15 protein-coding genes, 2 tRNA genes and 1 pseudogene are annotated in these 17,715 nt (G+C 59.5%); 7 read left to right on the top strand and 11 right to left on the bottom strand.

Translation table 11 applies throughout. The features are described from left to right. Window positions 1–12: 12 nt before the first annotated feature. Window positions 13–954: a PDR/VanB family oxidoreductase gene (locus DDT93_RS04200; RefSeq protein WP_109464519.1), complete on the bottom strand. Its 942-nt coding sequence runs from the start codon at window positions 952–954 to the stop codon at window positions 13–15. A 115-nt stretch (window positions 955–1,069) separates the two neighbouring features. Here DDT93_RS04200 and DDT93_RS04195 point away from each other — a divergent pair, with 115 nt between their 5' ends. After that, entirely contained in the window at window positions 1,070–1,540 is a 471-nt protein-coding gene (locus DDT93_RS04195; protein ID WP_109464518.1) for a MarR family winged helix-turn-helix transcriptional regulator, read from the top strand. Between the two features lie 3 nt (window positions 1,541–1,543). Here the strand turns inward: DDT93_RS04195 and DDT93_RS04190 are convergent, their stop codons facing one another. Both DDT93_RS04190 and DDT93_RS04185 read right to left on the bottom strand, forming a co-directional pair. After that, the gene (locus DDT93_RS04190) at window positions 1,544–2,368 is read right to left on the bottom strand and encodes a DUF2059 domain-containing protein (RefSeq protein ID WP_109464517.1); all 825 of its coding nucleotides are present in this window, start codon (window positions 2,366–2,368) and stop codon (window positions 1,544–1,546) included. 2 nt (window positions 2,369–2,370) lie between these two features. After that, window positions 2,371–3,234 (bottom strand): DUF2059 domain-containing protein, encoded by an 864-nt coding sequence (locus DDT93_RS04185; protein WP_408607905.1) that lies wholly within the window; start codon window positions 3,232–3,234, stop codon window positions 2,371–2,373. Between the two features lie 122 nt (window positions 3,235–3,356). Between DDT93_RS04185 and DDT93_RS04180 the strand changes: the two genes are divergently transcribed. After that, a tRNA-Ser gene (locus DDT93_RS04180) sits at window positions 3,357–3,446 on the top strand. Window positions 3,447–3,750: 304 nt separating this feature from the next. Here DDT93_RS04180 and DDT93_RS04175 read toward each other — a convergent pair. Further along, window positions 3,751–3,933, bottom strand: a complete 183-nt coding sequence (locus DDT93_RS04175) for a Flp family type IVb pilin (RefSeq protein ID WP_109464516.1) — start codon at window positions 3,931–3,933, stop codon at window positions 3,751–3,753. A gap of 451 nt (window positions 3,934–4,384) precedes the next feature. On the opposite strand from DDT93_RS04175, the gene DDT93_RS04170 reads away from it, so the two are divergent. The 4 genes from DDT93_RS04170 to socB all read left to right on the top strand — a co-directional run bounded on the left by DDT93_RS04170 (window position 4,385) and on the right by socB (window position 7,789). Beyond that, window positions 4,385–4,792, top strand: a complete 408-nt coding sequence (locus tag DDT93_RS04170) for a hypothetical protein (RefSeq protein ID WP_198654758.1) — start codon at window positions 4,385–4,387, stop codon at window positions 4,790–4,792. Between the two features lie 3 nt (window positions 4,793–4,795). After that, window positions 4,796–6,034, top strand: a complete 1,239-nt coding sequence (locus DDT93_RS04165; protein ID WP_109464515.1) for an HlyD family secretion protein — start codon at window positions 4,796–4,798, stop codon at window positions 6,032–6,034. A 422-nt stretch (window positions 6,035–6,456) separates the two neighbouring features. After that, window positions 6,457–7,095: a type VI toxin-antitoxin system SocA family antitoxin gene (gene socA, locus DDT93_RS04160; RefSeq protein ID WP_332872680.1), complete on the top strand. Its 639-nt coding sequence runs from the start codon at window positions 6,457–6,459 to the stop codon at window positions 7,093–7,095. Then, window positions 7,073–7,789: a type VI toxin-antitoxin system SocB family DNA replication inhibitor toxin gene (gene socB, locus DDT93_RS04155; protein ID WP_109464513.1), complete on the top strand. Its 717-nt coding sequence runs from the start codon at window positions 7,073–7,075 to the stop codon at window positions 7,787–7,789. Before socA ends, socB begins: the two co-directional genes overlap by 23 nt. Window positions 7,790–8,005: 216 nt before the next feature. Here socB and DDT93_RS04150 read toward each other — a convergent pair whose 3' ends face one another. After that, window positions 8,006–10,555 (bottom strand): DEAD/DEAH box helicase family protein, encoded by a 2,550-nt coding sequence (locus DDT93_RS04150; protein WP_109464512.1) that lies wholly within the window; start codon window positions 10,553–10,555, stop codon window positions 8,006–8,008. An 803-nt stretch (window positions 10,556–11,358) separates the two neighbouring features. Here DDT93_RS04150 and DDT93_RS27150 point away from each other — a divergent pair. Next, window positions 11,359–12,390, top strand: a pseudogene (locus tag DDT93_RS27150) (recombinase family protein); the annotation flags it as partial. 499 nt (window positions 12,391–12,889) lie between these two features. Here the strand turns inward: DDT93_RS27150 and DDT93_RS04130 are convergent. The 6 genes from DDT93_RS04130 to sufC form a co-directional block, all read right to left on the bottom strand. Beyond that, window positions 12,890–12,966, bottom strand: a tRNA-Arg gene (locus DDT93_RS04130). Between the two features lie 319 nt (window positions 12,967–13,285). After that, complete coding sequence (locus tag DDT93_RS04125; protein ID WP_109464509.1) at window positions 13,286–14,506, bottom strand: cysteine desulfurase; 1,221 nt, start codon at window positions 14,504–14,506, stop codon at window positions 13,286–13,288. After that, window positions 14,499–15,110: a YIP1 family protein gene (locus tag DDT93_RS04120; RefSeq protein WP_109464508.1), complete on the bottom strand. Its 612-nt coding sequence runs from the start codon at window positions 15,108–15,110 to the stop codon at window positions 14,499–14,501. Before DDT93_RS04120 ends, DDT93_RS04125 begins: the two co-directional genes overlap by 8 nt. Beyond that, window positions 15,107–15,592, bottom strand: coding sequence for a YIP1 family protein (locus tag DDT93_RS04115; RefSeq protein WP_109464507.1), 486 nt, complete (start codon window positions 15,590–15,592; stop codon window positions 15,107–15,109). The genes DDT93_RS04120 and DDT93_RS04115 overlap by 4 nt, the downstream gene beginning before the upstream one ends. After that, window positions 15,592–16,872: a SufB/SufD family protein gene (locus DDT93_RS04110; RefSeq protein ID WP_109464506.1), complete on the bottom strand. Its 1,281-nt coding sequence runs from the start codon at window positions 16,870–16,872 to the stop codon at window positions 15,592–15,594. Before DDT93_RS04110 ends, DDT93_RS04115 begins: the two co-directional genes overlap by 1 nt. Beyond that, window positions 16,872–17,627, bottom strand: coding sequence for a Fe-S cluster assembly ATPase SufC (gene sufC / locus DDT93_RS04105; protein ID WP_109464505.1), 756 nt, complete (start codon window positions 17,625–17,627; stop codon window positions 16,872–16,874). Before sufC ends, DDT93_RS04110 begins: the two co-directional genes overlap by 1 nt. Window positions 17,628–17,715 lie beyond the last annotated feature (88 nt).

Below are 17,715 nucleotides of genomic sequence, written 5' to 3'. Positions count from 1 at the left end.
ATCGTCGTCTCCTCAGATATCCAGCTTGAGGCGCGGGCTCTTGGCCCGGCTGACACAGATTTGCATGACCTTGCCCGAGGCGCGTTCGGCCTCGCTCAGGACCACGTCACGGTGATCGGGGATGCCTTCCAGAACATCGACCTGGCAAATGCCGCAGTCGCCGCGCTGGCAGTCGTACATGACATCGACCCCGCCCTCTTCCAGCACCTCGATGATGCTCTTGCCCGGCGGGACTGTAAACACTTCGCCGGACGACGCGACCTCGACCTCGAAACTCGAGTCGCCCTCTTGCGGTTGCGCCGATTCGAAGAGTTCGAAATGGATGCGTTCGGACGCAACACCTGCGGCTTCGGCCTGCGCCTTGGCCGCTTCGATCATGCCCCGCGGACCGCAGACGTAGAGGTGCGCATCGCTCTCCATGCCCGCGATCAGCCCGGCGAGGTCCAGCGCGCTGGCATCATCGTCGAGGTGCAGATGGAAACGCTCGCCAAACCGGTCTGCCAGCGCATCGCGATAGGCCATGAACCCTGCGGACCGGCCGGCATAGTGGAATTCGAACGGACTGCCCGACGCGTCAAGCGCCGCTGCCATGGAGATCAACGGTGTCACGCCGATCCCACCCGCGAGCAGGACAGCGGGCGCACCCGACTTAACTGGAAAGTCGTTTTTTGCTTCGGTAACAGAAACTTCCGAGCCGACCCTGAGATCGTGCATGAAACGCGATCCGCCCTGGCCCTCGGGCTCAAGCTGGACCGCGATGCGGTAGCCGGGCGTGTCGTGGGTAAAGCGGATCAGCGAATAGGCCCGGGTGTCGCCATCGGGCAGAGTGACCCGGATATGCGACCCGGCTTCAAACGCGGGCCAGGCTTCTCCCGACGCGCGCGCCAGCTGAAATTCGGCAATACGCTCGGTCAGCGGCGTGATGGCTTCGATGCGTGCTGGATGGCAGGTCAATGCTATCTCTCTCGTATCGCGGGGCTGTTCCCGCTAGTCTTGATTAATATGATTTTTCATATACTGTCAGGTCAAGACTTTTTTCACGCACCCCTGTGCTCTAGCGGACGATCCAGTGAGCTTCCAGCCCCCCACTGCCTCCAAACAAGGCGAATTCGTCTCGGAATACCTCCTGTACCTGCTTGCTGCCGCGAGCGAGGCAGCCAGTGCCCAATTCCATGCACATGTGCGCGAAAACGGGCTGAGAGTGCCCGAGTGGCGGGTCCTGGCCTGCCTCTACGATCGGGACGGGGCGATGATTACCCGCCTCGCCCGACTCGCCCTCTTTGAACAATCCCGCCTGACCCGCATCATCGCGCAGATGGAGGACCGTGGACTGGTATGCCGCCAGGGCGACCCGGCAGACCGGCGCCGCGTCCGCGTGTTCCTGACCGAGGACGGCCGCGCATTGGCCGAGCGGCTGGTCGGCGATGCCCGCGCTCACGAGACGGTTCTGCTGCATCAGTTGAAAGACAGCGACGCGGCACGGATCAAGCGCGCGCTGCAAGCGCTCCTGACGCAGCTTGACCCCGACACACCGGAGTAACGCTCAGAGGTCGCTTGTCGACAGGGCACGCCCCACGCTGAGCCCCAGCGCGTAATAGACGGCGCGGTACATCTCTTCGAATCCGTCGAAAAGGGCGGCGTTCAGCGCCCTGCCCGCCGATGACTGGGAAAACGCGATGTAGGCGTGCAGTTCGTCATCCGAAAGCGGACCGTAAGCCATGAACAGGAAGTTCTGCAGCCACTCATTCGTCGACTCGCGGATATCTTCTTCCTGCGACCACACCCGGTCGATGATCTCGGCCTCGCTGGCCGGCGCCGCGGCGGCCGAGGAAAGGCCAAGGAAGAACTGGTAGTTCGAGCTCAGGGCCTCGGCGACATTGCGCTCGCTCAGGTCGTTCGCCTCGATGAAGGCGACGATATCGTCCACCCGGGGGTTCCCGTCGGCAAAGGCCGAGTCGTAGGTGTCGGCGGCCATGTCCTCGACCGCCGGATCGGAGATTGCCCTCCGCGCGCTGAGTTCGAGTGTCAGGATACGCCCGCCAAGCTCGGTATCGAAGAAGGCAAGGCTGTCATTGACCTGAGCCGCGTCGAGCCCCTCGGCGATGGCTTTCTGCATTACCATAAGGAGTGCGGCGCTGTTGTAGATGCGGCTGACCTCACCCGCGAAGTGGGCGCCGCCCCGGCCGTCGAGCATCTCCTCGTCCAGCCGTTCGCCATAGGCGATCCCCTCGTCCCGCAGTTGTTCGGCGACGTCCGACAAGAGCAGAACCTCGCCCAGCCGTTCCGCCGCGCTCTCGGCGCGAAGTGCCGCCACCTGCACCGAGAGCAGGACCGCGGCAACCCCAAGAGCGTGGCGGAGGCCGGTCATCGTCAGATGTCCTGACCGGGCCGGAGTTCGGCCATTTCCGCCGCCAGCGCCTCGAAGCGGTTGGCCATGATCTCGTACTGCACCGCGTTCAGCAGCTCGTAGACTTGCCGCATCTCCGGCGCTTCCAGCGCCTCGGTGTAGAGGCCGAGGTCGTCATCCGAGAATCTCTGGTAGGTGAAGGCAGAGCCCGCGAGGGCCGATTTCTGCAGCGCGATCCGCATTTCCGGCTCGCGCGCCTTCAGGGCGGCCCGCAGTTCGTCGGCGTCCATGGTCAGGTCGACCACACCGGCGGCACTGGCGGCCATCAGGAACCGCACCTGGATTTCCTCGATCGCCTTCAGGCTGGAGCCATCCGAGTCGATGGCGCGGTTCATCCGCTTGAACAGCTCGATACGGGGCGATCCCTGTTCCACGAGGTCAGCGACGATCTGCTCGCCCTCACCCTTCTTGGCATCGTCATCCTCGATCATGTGCGAGGCATTCTCGGCCTCGACCAGGCGCTGCCCAAGGTCCCCGGCGTAGAATTCGACGGCGAAGTTCAGGTTCTCGTCCGAGAGCGTCTGTTCGAGCATGTCGAGCGCCATCGAGTGCATCTGCGCGGTGTCGAACACCTTGTCGGTCAGGCGCTTCCACTCCGAACCGAAGTCGCGGGCCTGCACGCCCAGCATCTCGGGCGCGGCAGAGGCAGAAAAGCGGATGCTGTCGAGCGCGACATCAAAGCCGGTGACGTTCAGGAACGCCTCGATCCGGTCACGGTTGGCCGCGCGCACGGGCGACGCGGCGGCGAGGTTCACGACTATCAGCGCCATCAGCAGGGGCGCGGCGAGGAGACGGGGCCAGCGGTGGGGCATGAACGATCTTGTCATGCAGGAATCGTAAGACTTTTGCGGCACCGGGCAATGGGAAATCACGATAATCTCAAAACTGGGGAAAGGCCCCTTGCACCCCGCCGCGCGACTCATTAAACGGCTCCCTCACAGACCCCCGCGGAGAGGTGCCGGAGTGGTCGAACGGGGCGGTCTCGAAAACCGTTGTGGGTGCAAGCCCACCCAGGGTTCGAATCCCTGTCTCTCCGCCATATTCTTCCCGTTCCGTCGCCCCGTGCGACCTGAACGCGAAGAATATCGCAGTTCAGCCGGACATGATGCGCAATTGCCCTTCGGGGCGGAAGGCCATTTGCAGGCTTGGCAAAGCATGGATTACCGCCCTGCCCTTTGATTGCCTTACACCATCGCCTCGTCAGAGCTGAGGAGACCCAGACTCCGCGATCAGGTGTCTTGCAAGGCGCGTCGGCAGGAGGCTCTGCGCCTATTGCCGATTTACCTCGATGAGAATCGGCAGACGAATCGCAACGGAATCAGAAACCTCCGGATTCGATCTTGTCAGGATCCCACCAATACGCTCTCGAGATATTCCTGGATACTTGCGGTCAGCTCGGCGACGCCGCCTTCGATTCCTGCGAAGGCCGCGATGGCCAGCCCGACTACGAGCGCGGTCAGAACCACCCAATCGACTGTTACTGCACCACTTTCAGACTTGAGGAACGTTTGGATAAATCGTTTCACTGTTGCTCGCCATTAATTGCGGAAACGGAATTGTGACTAATTTCACTTAATTCAGTTATCCTGATTTCATTTCAACTCCGAGATGAATTGGTAATTTGTCAATTTTGGGGCACGTCGTACAAAGCCTTCAACGCCAGACAAAATGCAGCCGTGGGCATTCTCACGCCTCCACCCCCCTGTTTTCGACCTCCCTGCGAGAACGACGAAGGGGCCTGCATCGCCATTGTCCGAACCCCATCCGGCGAACAGCCGGGTTCCCTACACCTTCCGGTATCTCACAACCGGGCTCATTCGCACCCCGCCAAACCCACGATGGCGCCCAAGAACGGGAGGAACCCGGAATGCCACATCCCCGGGCGATCATCGCGGCCTCGCTCATTGACCGCTTGCCGGAACGGCACAGGGCCAGCAATCTGGCTTTAGCTGCATCAAGATGGCGAGGGAGAGACACTTGCAATCGGACACGATGAACCCGCTGGCCCCGGCCCATGCGCCGAGTTACTTGGCCAACGCAGATGGGAGCGATCCGCTCTTTACCGTCGTCGCCATTTTCACCATTGCCCTGATCGTAGGCATCGGCGCGCTGTACCTGACCCTTCATGCCCTGCCCGAGCGGATGGCCCATACCGGCAATCACGCTCAGTTTCAGGTGATCGGCATTCTCGCCCTGCTGGCACTCTTCACCCACAACAACCTGTTCTGGGTCGTCGCGATCCTGATCGCCGCCTTCCGGATGCCGGACTTCCTGACCCCGCTCCGCTCCATCGCGCGCTCGCTTCAGGCCATGGCGCCCGCGCAGGCTCAGACTACAGACGAAACGGAGGCCGAGGCCCCCGCCAAGGAAAACGGGGCGCACTGAAGCATGTTCGAAGTCATCATCTGTTCGCTCGTCACCATCCTGCCCGACTACCTGTTCCGCCGCTTCGTACAGGGCAAACGGATCGGCCAGGAGATCACGTTTTTCTCCGTCTGGTACGAACTGCGCTGGGGCATCACCCTCTGCGCAATCCTGACCATCTCGCTCATTACGCTGGTCTTCTACTACCATCCCTCGACCAACGCGGTGACGAACTACTTCCGCACAGTGACCATCCTGCCGGAAACCGGCGGCCGGGTGACCGAGGTGCTCGTGGCCAACAACGAGGACGTTCAGGCCGGTCAACTTCTGTTCCGGCTCGATTCCGCGTCGCAAGAGGCGGCGGTCAACGCGGCACGGCAGAAGATGGTGGAAGTCGAGGCCTCGCAGAGCGTCGCCGCCGCCCAACTCGCCGCGGCGCGGGGCACCGTGACCGAGGCCGAGGGCGCCCTCCGACAGGCACGCGACAATCTCGCGCGGGAAACTCTGCTGGCCGAGCGCGGCTCCACCGCGGCCCGCGCCTCAGAGAAGGAGAGGCTGGAGAACCTTGTGTCGAGCCGCGAGGGGTCGGTGGCCGCTGCGATCGCCCAGATGCGCGCAGTAGAAGAGAACATCAACGTCCTGATCCCCGCCCAGCTGGCCAGCGCCGAGGCCGCTCTGAAGCAGACGCAGGCCGAGCTGGCCAAGACCGAAGTGCACGCGGGCGTGGCCGGACGGGTCGAACAGTTCGTGCTCCAGCCCGGCGACTACGTGAACCCGGTGCTGCGCCCCGCCGGCATCCTTGTCCCGGCCCTCCACCTTGAAAAGGAGCGCTTCGCGGCCGGGTTCAGCCAGTTGTCCGCCGACGTCATCCGCCCGGGCATGTTCGCCGAGATGGGCTGCTACGCGAAGCCCTTCAAGGTCATTCCCATGGTGGTCGCCGAGGTGCAGAACGTGATTCCGTCAGGCCAGTACCGGCCCACCGACATGCTGCGCGACCCCGCGCAGACCGGCGCCCCGGGCAGCGTGACGGTGTTCCTCGAACCGCTCTACGCCGGTGGCGCCGATGGCATCCCGGCCGGGGCAAGCTGCATGGCCAACGCCTACACCTACAACCACGACCTGATCGAACAAGGCGGCCTCGGTTTCTGGAAAACGGTCTACCTGCATGTCGTGGATACGGTGGGCCTCGTCCACGCGATCCTGCTGCGGATCCACATGCTCCTGATGCCGGTGCAATCGCTGGTCTTCACCGGCAGCCATTGAGCCCGGACGGCGGGCGGGGGTGAGGCCCCGCTTGCCGGGCGGTTGCGAATTTGGTTCCCGGGGTGACGCAGAAAGGTTGCTCGCGGTAATCGAGGGGACTGCGCAAGCGGAACCTCTTAAGATACAGCAAATCTGTCCCCCGAAATCGCGGTTCATATCAGTATCTTTCTGGGAATTGGCGCACCTAAAAGCAGCAACATCGAACTCAGTTTTCGAGGAGCTACGTCGGTGGGAAAGGCTTCTTGTGGCTATATCTCTCGCCGGCGAAACGTCGGATCGGGAGGTATAAGCCCAGCCTCACTTTTGCGACAGGGACGACGTGTGAGGCCTCGCACGTCGTCGCCATGTGGTGAAGCCAAGACCAACACCGACCATGAGCGCCAAGACTGTGCCAGCACGAAGTAAGCCGGTCACATAACGCCATGGTAGCGCAATCGTCTCGCATCGCTCATTGCGATACCGCCGCGACTCTGTCACTATGCGAACAAAAGAAGAACATTGGGCACCATGGCATGAGCGGACCATACGACCCTAGAGCAATAGCCAACCTTCTACTTGAGATAGCAGAGGAGGAGGATGTTGCGGTCACCCACGTCGCACTGCAGAAGCTGATCTATTTTGCACACGGCACCAAACTCATGCAGTCCCGTTCGCCATTGGTCTCAGGAAACTTTGAAGCTTGGCAGCATGGGCCGGTTCATCCTGCTGTCTACTCATCTTTCAAGTCTGCAGGAGCGGATGCGATCCGCTTCAGAGCAGTAAGTCGAGACGCACTCACTGGCAAGGAGACGCCGCTCCCAACCCCGGAGGATGGGGATGTCCGCAGCCTGATACGGCAGGTCCTAATTGCGTATGGCAAGATGTCACCTTGGTTACTCGTCGACATCTCTCACGCACCCGGCGGGCCTTGGGCCACAGTGAAGCACAAAACAGGAACAGCAGTTGCTTTTGGAAATCGGATCTCCGATAGTGTGATCATAGAGCGCTTCAAGCATCATAAGGTCAGTGTGGGCGCTCCATTGCGAGCAGGAGATCCACATGAAGACTCCCCCCTTACCTGACATCGATCTCGCGCGGATTGCGCCGCAACCGTACGACATGAAAAGAAAAAGTCTTTTGGCAATGCGGGCTGGGCGCCCGCCGTTTTCCTACCGTCCGCTCCGGCAATGCTTTAGCGACATTTTCGATGTCCAGTCCGAGTTACTCGGCCCTACAGGCAAGACTCCTTGGAAGGTTATTGCTTCAAAAATCTCTCGCCTAAGCCGCAGTGAGAAAGAGAAAGCTGCGAACCTGCGGGTTGCGCGAGGGCTTCACGACTTTGCCTCGCGTGAGGGAATCGAAGGGAGGTCGTTCGACATCTACCCATTTCCAATGGGCGCCGCTGGCAAAGTCGTCTATTGGCAGTCACTTATTTTGGCAATCGACGGGCGGCCACTGGTTCCGTTTGTGGAGCCGAGGAGCGCAAGAGGACTAACTGCCGAAGGTAGAAGGTTTGCCTTTTCAATGATGCACGAACGTATCCGCGTAGATAACCCGGACCTTGCAGAAGTTCGGCTAGGTGTCATCAAATTCGGTGCACCTACGGATGATCGACGAACAGCAATACTTTATACGGCTGACGACTTAGCATTGTATCCACGTGATGCCTTGCAAGAGATGGTCTCTTCAACTCACACGATGTGGAAAGAAATCTGCTCGGAGAGGGAGTTCGAAGCCAGGCGGCGGGCCACCGGCACAGAGGGCGGACTCTTTTAGTACAAAAGCGAGTATTCCTCGAGTGCCTAAATAAGCATCTGTTTGATTGCGCGCGACTATTTCGCCAAGCTGCATCCAAGTTCGCACTGGGGCCATAGAAAACTACTGTTGGCCGACACGCCGCGCTTCGAATGGAAATGACCTACTGCTTGGAAGAAGCGAGGGACGCGCTAAGCGCCCCTCCCCTCGCGTCCACATATTTCGCTCCGAGCCGCTCTACATCAAGGACTTAAGCAACCTATTCGAGAAGGCTGCCGATAGCCCCGCAATCTGGTATTCTGGCAGCAATCCGAGTTCTTTGAGCATGTGCCACCGCTCGAGCTGCGTTCTGCCGACCAAATCATCGATACGCGCGACGAAACCGCCACACACCGCACCGAACTCATCCGGCGTGATTAGGAAAAGTTGGTCGCCCGGAGAAGCATTATTACTTACAACGCCTAGCGGCCCCATCACAACGACACCCCGAAAAACATAACCTTCGTATTTCTCGTGGAGCCACTCAATGTGATTCAAACTTTGACCGATCGCATCCTTTTTGTATGTCGTGTCGCCTTCCTTCTTCTGCGTCTTTAGTTCAAAAGCGATCAGTTCTTTTGTCTCTTCGGAACTCCAGACGACGTCTGGACCCTTTCTGTAAACATTGTCGGGCCTCTCCGTTTCGAATCCTAGAAGCTCTCCGATCAAACGGCACGCTTCTTCCCGCTCGTTCGAAGACTTTGCGGCGTTCCCGACCACTGCAATGTTGTGTCTTAGCTTCTCAGCGTACTCAGAGAATGGGTTGCCAGACTTTAGGTTGAGGTCGGCAAGCTTTCTCTGGACCGGATTTTCAGTGCTCAGTTCTCCGTGATCAGTGGCAAACTTGCTGACCAAGGGTACATTCAGCCGCGGCGTGAGCCTCGAGCGGGCTCGTGAATAATGGGTCGAAGAGGAAGAAACGTCCCCTTCCAGCTCGTACGTCATCCCGAGCCAAAGATCGTACCAACCAGCGAGCTTCGAATCTACTGGCGCGACATAATCAATAACCGACATAAGCGCCTGCCGCGCCTTTTGCGTGTCACCATGCCATAGGCAACTCATGAATTCGCTTTCAGCGAGCGCACCTTGCGCCAGCTTCTCCTCGCGTTCACGTACCAATGTAAGCGCATCGTCATGCACTTCTAGGCCTTCAATTGTCTCTCCGTAGAACTTCAGCCATTCCTTGTCTCTAACCTTTCCCTCACCCTGCCCAAGAATATTGTACAGAAGCTTGACCAGCTCAACGTTGTCAATTTTTCCAATTTGCTCCTGAAGGCCCGCGCCAAGCAGAAACTGTTTTCTAATTAAGGATGGAAGAAGCGCAATGTTTCTATCATTCTTGCACCACGTATTTAGATCGTGACCGTAAATAATGAATGCACCATAGTCGCTTCGACCTCTATTGATGCGACCGAGCAACTGCGTAAGTCGAGTTGACGTCTTTGTAGCGTTCTGGCTAAGCATCTGGAGCGCTTCGACTTGGTACCGCTCCTGAGCGTTTGAACCGCTTGGGCTACCGTCGATTATCATTATTCTGCATGTATTCTGCGGCAGGTCTATTCCATCAACTCTCGAGACTAAGCAAAATATTCCAGTCTCGCTCTTTCGAAAATCGTTTAACGCTGCGGAAAAGTTTTCGGCAGTTGGGGGGACACACAAGTCTTTCCAAGCCTTCGCCTTCCTGTAGCTCGGAACGGACACGAGGACCTTGGACTCCTGCTTCAGCCGCACAGCCAAGTCCAATTTGGCGTCCGCATCTGCGAGCAGCGAGCTGAGGATTATAACCCGCTCACCGTTACCCGCATCGTTATCCGGCTCAATCCGATTCACCTTTTCTGTCCCAAAAGCCCTGATGAAATCAGTCGGGTAATCCAAGGTTGCAGACAGGTAAATTCTTCTAGGGCATCGCACTACATGCTCGAAATGCGCGTTCGGTATGAACGGCGGGCAAATCTCAACTTCACGCGCAGAGACATAAACCGCACAGCACTGCAAGTGCTCGTACAATTGAATCATTGGAAATTTCAGATCCAAGTGATCCCCGTACTTATATCCCTTAAATGCCTCAATGATGGCAGCTGAATTCCTGGCGGCCGTCATCGGCGGGCAGAGAGTCGTGCCCCCCGAAGCTTCGTCGACAACGAATTTCAGGTGGTCAGCTCGTTTAATTTTTTCGAACTCCGGACGAATAATACCGACAAGCTTTTGGTACAGTTCAGGATGATCGGTAATTGAAACGGTCACAGTCAAGCTATCGCGAATCAACCTTTCCGAGACGTGGGCGTCGTCGAAGATGATCCCACCAAGTTGAAACTTTTTAAATGGAGATAGCGACAAAAACAGAGACTGGTAGGTCGTAATACAGAATGACTTGCCAGTCTCAAATCCGTCGTTGGAATACGCCCCACCCGTCCTCATCGTGTAATTCAGGCCAAGCTTTTCAGCTTCGCGGGCAGTTTGTTCAACAAGATCGATCGTACTACATACGAACAAAACATTCTCGACCCCTTCATTGACCAGACTCTGTGCGGCCATCAGCCCGACTATCGATTTGCCTGCGCCTGTGTTGAGGATAATCAGGTTGTCACGTTCGGTCCGTGCGCCGTTCCATGCGGTCAGAGCGTCAGCCTGTCCCTTCCAAAGATCGTTCGGAGCGCCCCCCGTGTTCGGAGTTTTCTTAAATATTTCAATCGGATCTACTGACGCGGTTCTCGACTTCGGGCGGCTCAGCTTCGAAAAATCTATCATGGTACCCGGGCTCTTCCAGTTTCGTGATTTCTTGCAGCACTAGACCTGAAGCCGAGCTTAAGTTCAATCGCACCGAAAGCCCGGCAAGTCTGGCGCAAGCGTTCTTCCACGAGTGTGCGTGTTCCATGGTTCTAGTGGCACGGCGGGGTGGCGAACCGAATCGAATCGGGTGGTGATTCTGATTCCAAGCGAGGTGTAAGCGCCATTTTCCTCACCACTTGACCAGCGGCGACGCTTCCAACCGCCAACCCCGTGCGAAGCGAAACCACTTTTTTTGCTGTGATCTGTGGTCACACCAGAAACGACAGTTCGAACTTTTCCGTTCTAAGTCGAACGACTTTGTGACCCGGAGTCACATGTCCAAAAACCTGCATTCTCGGACATTTGCTTGCGTTAAAACAATGACTTGCATAGCGCCGTCGAGTTGAGCCTATGCTTCAGCATCGACCATTTCATCACTGAAACCACGGAGGGTTCGAAATTGAAAATCATAGCAAGTACGACGCAGGAGCTGTGCCCATCCAGCTTCGCAGTGGAGCAGACGAACACATCTAAAAAGATCTTCTTCGACGTCGAGTTTTATCAAGGCTTTCTCGATCGTGCGGATCTCTCAGAAGAAGATCGCGCTGGTTCTTGAACGCACTGTGGTCAATTGTAGTGGCATTCATTGATCTTGGATTCGAAGTGCACCCGGCGCAGCAGGCAATCAGGGAAGCATCGAGGCATCCCACTGCGAAGGATCTCACCAGAGGTTCAATTCCCACAGCCGCTTGAAGAAATATGAGCCAAAAGGAAAAATTCGAATGCATTCACAATTGATGTCAACCACAAGTAAACTCTGTGTCGTGTACTGCCGAGTTTCCTCTAGGAAGCAAACCAGTGATGGCTCTGGACTGTCCAGTCAAGAGCGAAGCTGCCGAGAATATGCGGAAGCGCGGGGCTATGAAGTCGTCGAAGTCTTCTCCGACGTAATATCGGGAAAATTCTCTGAACGGCCCGGCATGAATGCCTTGCTGAAGCACCTGAGAAGAGTCAAAGGCTCCGACTACGTAGTAGTCGTGGACGATATCACTCGCTTCGCTCGAGATGTGTCCACGCACACCGCCCTGCGCGAAAAGATCGTATCGTGCGGCGCGAAGATTGAAAGCCCAAAACAGAAATTTGGTGAGGATGCCGGATCACGGTTTATCGAAATTATCTTTGCTGCAATCGCCGAACACGACAGAGTCAAAAATGCCGAGCAATCGATGAGTCGTACCATAGCGCGCCTCCAAAACGGCTATTGGGTCTTCCGGGCGCCTAAAGGGTATCAGTACGTAAGGGCGTCCGGTGGAGGTAAGATGCTTGTTCGGCATGAACCCGTCGCTTCCATTGTCGCTGAGGCGCTCAATGGTTTCGCGTCAGGGCGCTTCCAAACACAAGCCGAAGTGAAACGCTTCCTCGACGCTAAGCCGGAGTTTCCCAAAGACTACAGGTACAAAGAGGTGCGCTATGACAGTGTGACGGCGCTGCTGAAACATCCGATCTACGCAGGCTACATCGAAAAACCGGAGTGGAGCATTCCACTGACCAAAGCCCAACATGAACCACTGATCTCCTACGACACGCATGTCATCATTCAAGATCGTCTGAAGGAGAAGAGCGTCGCTCCGGCGCGAAAAGACATTCACGAAGACTTTCCATTGCGCGGTTTCCTAATCTGCGAAGCTTGCGAACGCCGACTCACGTCTGCTTGGTCAATGAGCCACACTGGAAAGAAGTATCCCTACTACCTGTGCCAGCACCGAGGTTGCTCCTTGAAGGGGAAGTCGATCGCCAGAGGAAAAGTTGAGGACCAGTTTGATAAGTTACTGCAGTCCGTTGTTCCTGATCAAACCACGTTCGAACTCGCGCACAGAATGTTCAGAGATGCGTGGGACCAGCATGCGAGTACCCTCCAAGAGGAATCGAAACGACTTCGAACCAAATCGCGGCAGATTGAACGCGATATCCAGTCGTACGTAGAGCGCGCGGTCAAGACAACCAACGAAGTGGTCGCACAAGCACTCGAGAATAGGATCGCGGAGTTACAGGCCGAAAAGGTTTGCATTGACGAGGCGGCGGCACGATCAGCCAAACCAGCGAAGAACTTCTCTGAGATGTTCGAACTCGCTATGACTTTCATCGCAAAGCCCTATGAAATATGGGCGAAAGGCGACTTGGCAGCGAAGAGAACGGTGCTGCGGCTGGTCTTCACGGAGCCTGTAACGGTAAACCTAAAAGAGGGTGTTCGAACCACAGAAACCACCTTCCCGTTCAAGGTCTTACGGTTTCTGACTAGCACTGATTGCAAGATGGTGCACCCGACAGGATTCGAACCTGTGACCTCTGCCTTCGGAGGGCAGCGCTCTATCCAGCTGAGCTACGGGTGCGTGCCGGGTTGCATTAGACCATCCAAGAGGGTCCCGCAACATGGGAATGGTCACGCGGGTAGAAAATCATGCCGCCCTGCGACCTTCGGTCAACATCATCGTTGCGGGCCTCGTCGCGGGAGAGTGAATGGGTCTAAACCGGCTCGCTGCGGGGCCTCGTCGGTGTGACATTGCGAGGGCAATCGGTTGCGAGGCCGCCGCACCTTTCCCCATAAGCTTAGCAGGCTCAGCTCCGTTGCGCGTCTACACCGAGAACGGCTGTCCCCCCCGAAAACGACTGACAGCCCGGCACATCACCAGATGCGCCGGGCCGCCCCGATCAGGCGAAGAGTTCGTGGGCCAGTTCCAGCGCGTCGACCAGCGTGTCGACCTCGGCCCTGGTGTTGTAGAGCCCGAAAGACGCGCGGCAGGTGGCGGTCAGCCCTAGGTGGTCCATCAGCGGCCCTGCGCAGTGGTGACCGGCGCGTACGGCGACGCCCTTCTTGTCGAGGATGGTCGAGATGTCGTGGGCGTGGGCGGCACCGTCCAGCGTGAAGGAGAAGATTGCCGCCTTGTCGGGCGTCGTCCCCTGCACCTGCAGCCAGTTCAGCCCGGAGAGCCGCGACACCGCGTAGTCCCGCAGCATGTGCTCGTGCGCGGCGATGTTCTCCATCCCGAGGTTCATCATGTACTCGAGCGCGACCCCAAGGCCGATGGTCTGGACAATGCCCGGCGTACCGGCCTCGAACTTCATCGGCGGGTCGGCGTAGATCACCTGGTCCTTGCTGACCTCGCGGATCATGTCGCCCCCACCGAGGAAGGGCCGCATCTCGGCCATCCGCTCGGACTTGATGAAGTTCGCGCCGGAACCCGAAGGACCGTAGAGCTTGTGCCCGGTGATGACGTAGAAATCGCAGCCGATATCGGCAACGTCCACCGGCAGGTGCACCGCGCCCTGACTGCCATCCACCAGCACCGGCACGCCCTTGGCGTGGGCGCCCTGGGTGATGGTTTTGACATCGACCACCGTGCCGAGCACGTTGGACACATGGGTCACCGCGACCAGCTTGGTCTTTGGTCCGATGGCGTCGATCACCGCCTGCGGGTCAAGCGCACCGGTCGAATCCACATCCACCCATTTCAGGACCACACCCTGTCGTTCCCGCAGAAAATGCCAGGGTACCACGTTGGCGTGGTGTTCCATGACCGACAGCACGATCTCGTCCCCCGCCTGCAGCCGGGGCATGGCCCAGCCATAGGCGACGAGGTTGATCCCCTCGGTGGTGCCGGAGGTGAAGACGATCTCTTCCTCGGTGGGCGCGTTCAGAAAGCGCGCGATGATCCCGCGCACGCCCTCGTACTTCTCGGTCGCGAGGTTCGACAGAAAGTGCAGACCGCGGTGCACGTTGGCGTATTCCTGAGAATAGGCCTGCGTGATCGCGTCGATCACCACCTGCGGTTTCTGCGCAGAGGCGCCGTTGTCGAGGTAGGTCAGCGGCTTGCCGTTCACCTCGCGCGAGAGGATCGGGAAATCGGCGCGGATCTTGTCGACGTCATACATAGCTATCACTTCCTGCATAGCCGGCGACCCCGACGGTGGGCCCGAGGAACAGGGCTGCCAGCAGGGAGAGCGCCACGACCAGAGCCACCATGGCGAGCACCAGCACGCCGATCGACTTGGCCAGCGAATTCAGGCGGTGTGCCTGATCGATGAAATGGACGAGGATGTAGATCCCGACCAGCGAAGCAGCCACCAGCAGCATGACCGCAAGCTGCGGGATGGCGAGGGCCAGCACCAGCGAGACGAGCTGGACCAGCAGGCGCAGGACCTGCATCCAGACGATCACCACCAGCACATCCTCAAAGGCGCCGTCTCCGCCCATCAGGCGTCCGACCCAGTAGATCGCGCTGACCGTGAGCGCGAGCATGGCCGCCGTCAGCATGAAGAACCGCAGGGGCGAGCTCAGGACGGCAGGCAGCAGGTCCTCGGGTGGCATGACGAGGTTCGACAGGGCAAAGAGCACCGATTGCAGCGCCGCCATCAGCAGCAGCGCGGTCCAGAGGACATTGCGCGGCAGGTTCAGGCCGACGAGCGTACGCGCCACCCCGGCGGGGTCGGTCAGCGACTGTTTCAGCAAGGGGCCCGCGGCCGGGATGACTGTCATTTGGAAAACCCTTCGGCGCGGAGCAGCCCCGCGATCCAGAACCAGAAAAACAACGCGATCCACAAGAGGCCAACCGCCTGCAGCGCCGCACCGGGCCCCACGAACCCTGCAGTCAACCCGTGCAGCAGCAGGACCGGCGTCGAGGCCAGCAGCGCCCAGAACAGGGCCAGGCGGGCGCCGTAGAAGCTCCCCTTGCCGCCCACCGCCTTGATCAGCACATGCGAGACCGCGGCGATCAGGTAGAAACACAGCGGCGCGATCACGATCCACCCCAGCAGCGCCCCGCCCAGCAGAGGGTTCAGCTCTTCGCCCGTCAGATAGGCCTGCCGTGCAAGGCGCGGCATCTGGGCGATGAACATCAGCAGGCAGAAGGCCATCAGGAAGGCCAGCGCCCTGTCGTCGCGCTGGCCCGCGGCGAGCAGGCGCTCGACCACCCTGCCCGGCCCCCTGTAGGTCGCCGTTATGTCCGACGTCACCGCCATCAGCGGCGGCGCGCCAGCCAGCTCTCCAGCCGGCTGACGATGTCGGCGGCCAGGTCCGGATCCTCGATCTCGTCCACCGCCTCGGCCAGGAAGGCCAGCGTCAGGAGGTCCGTCGCCGCGCCCGCGGGCACCCCGCGCGAGCGCAGGTAGAACAGCGCCTCCTCGTCGATGGCGCCGCTGGTCGAACCATGCGAGCAGGCCACGTCGTCGGCGTAGATCTCGAGTTCGGGCTTGGCCAGGAACTGGCTGTCGCCATCCAGCAGCAGCGACTGGCTGATCTGGTAGCCGTCGGTCTTCTGCGCGCCTTCCTTCACAAGGATCTTGCCCTGGAAGACACCGGTCGCCCCGTTGCGCAGGACCTTCTTGAACACCTGCCGGCTTTCGCAGTTCACCGCGTCGTGGGTAATGAAGACCGTGTCGTCGTGATGGAAATCGCCATCCCCGACACAGGCACCGGCCACATGCACGGTGGCGTCATCGCCGGTCAGTTCAACGAAGGCTTCGTTTCGGGTCAGCACACCGTTCACAGTCAGGGTAAAGGCCTTGAACACCGACTCCTCGCCGAGGCGCGCAAACAGATGCGTCACGGCGCGGCGCTCGTGGTCGCGGCCCTGGCTGCGGATCAGGTGCAGCTTGCCGCCGTCGGCCACGTCAATCTCCATGCACTTGTTGAACCGCGCAGCCGCCGGACCGTTCTCGAGGAGGGTCACCTCGGCGCCCGGCTCGACCTTGACCACGTGGTGCAGGATCGCGTCCGAAGTCTCGGAATCGTGGACATAGACAAGGCTGATCGGCTTGCTGGGCTTGCCGATGACATGGATCATCAGCCCGTCGGTGGCAAAGGCGGTGTTCAACGCGGCAAAAGGCCGTTGCACCGGAACCTGCCCGCGTGCCTCCAGCGTGCCGTAGAGGTCGCGTGCCCAGTGAATGTCGGTCACCGAGGCATCGGCAAGCCGTTCGATCGTGACCCCTTCGAGGCTCAGGTCGTCTGACTGGGCGGCATCAAAGACACCGTCCACGAACACGATCTTGAGACGATCGAGATCACTGAAGATTTCGGTCTCTTCCGGCTTGAACAGCGCAGCGCGCGGCGTCTCGGCCTGCGACAGCGTGTCGGGACGGGTGAACCGCCAGTATTCATCACGCCGCTCGGGCAGGCCCATGGCGCGCAGACGCGCGAGGGCATCCTGCCGCGCGGCCTCGGTCCAGCCGCCGCGAGGCAGCTCGAGCCCGGCGATCCGGGCTTCCGTGGCGCTGATCCTTCTTTCGGCAAGGGCCATTACTGCACCTCGCTCAGGATGTCGGCATACCCGTTCTGTTCAACTTCCAGCGCCAGCTCGGGGCCGCCGGTCTTGATGATCCGGCCATCGGCCATGATGTGAACCACGTCCGGTTTGATGTGGTCCAGAAGCCGCTGGTAGTGGGTGATGACGAGGAAGCCCCGACCTTCGTCGCGCAGCGCATTCACGCCGTCCGACACCAGCTTCATCGCGTCCACGTCGAGGCCGGAGTCGGTCTCGTCGAGGATGCACATCTTGGGCTCCAGCATCGCCATCTGCAGGATCTCGTTGCGCTTCTTCTCACCGCCCGAGAAACCCACGTTGACCGGGCGCTTCAGCATCTCGGCGTCGATCTTCAGGGCCTTGGCGCGGGTACGTACCTCCTTCAGGAAGTCCGCCGCGCTCATCTCTTCCTCGCCACGGGCCTTGCGCTGTGCGTTCACCGCGGTGCGCAAGAAGGTCATGTTGCCGACACCGGGGATCTCGACCGGGTACTGGAACGCAAGGAACAGACCAGCGGCGGCGCGCTCCTCGGGCTCCAGCGCGAGCAGGTCGTCACCGTCGAGCGTGGCGCTCCCGTCGGTCACTTCATAGCCGTCGCGGCCCGACAGAACATAGGACAGCGTCGACTTGCCCGACCCGTTCGGCCCCATGATCGCATGTACCTTGCCGGCTTCGACGCTCAGGTTCACGCCCTTCAGGATCTGCTTGTCTTCTTCTTCAAGCTTGACGTGCAAATTCTTGATCTCAAGCATAATTCTCTCTCTCACGCATGGCGATACCGCGCGCCGGAAGGCACGCGGACCGCATCTTGGATTTCGGATGAAAGGCCGCCGGGGCGGC

This window comes from Albibacillus kandeliae, from assembly GCF_003116585.1.
GTDB lineage: Bacteria > Pseudomonadota > Alphaproteobacteria > Rhodobacterales > Rhodobacteraceae > Albibacillus > Albibacillus kandeliae.
The sequence above is the reverse complement of the archived record's forward strand: the minus strand, read 5'-3'. Positions and strand labels throughout refer to the sequence as shown.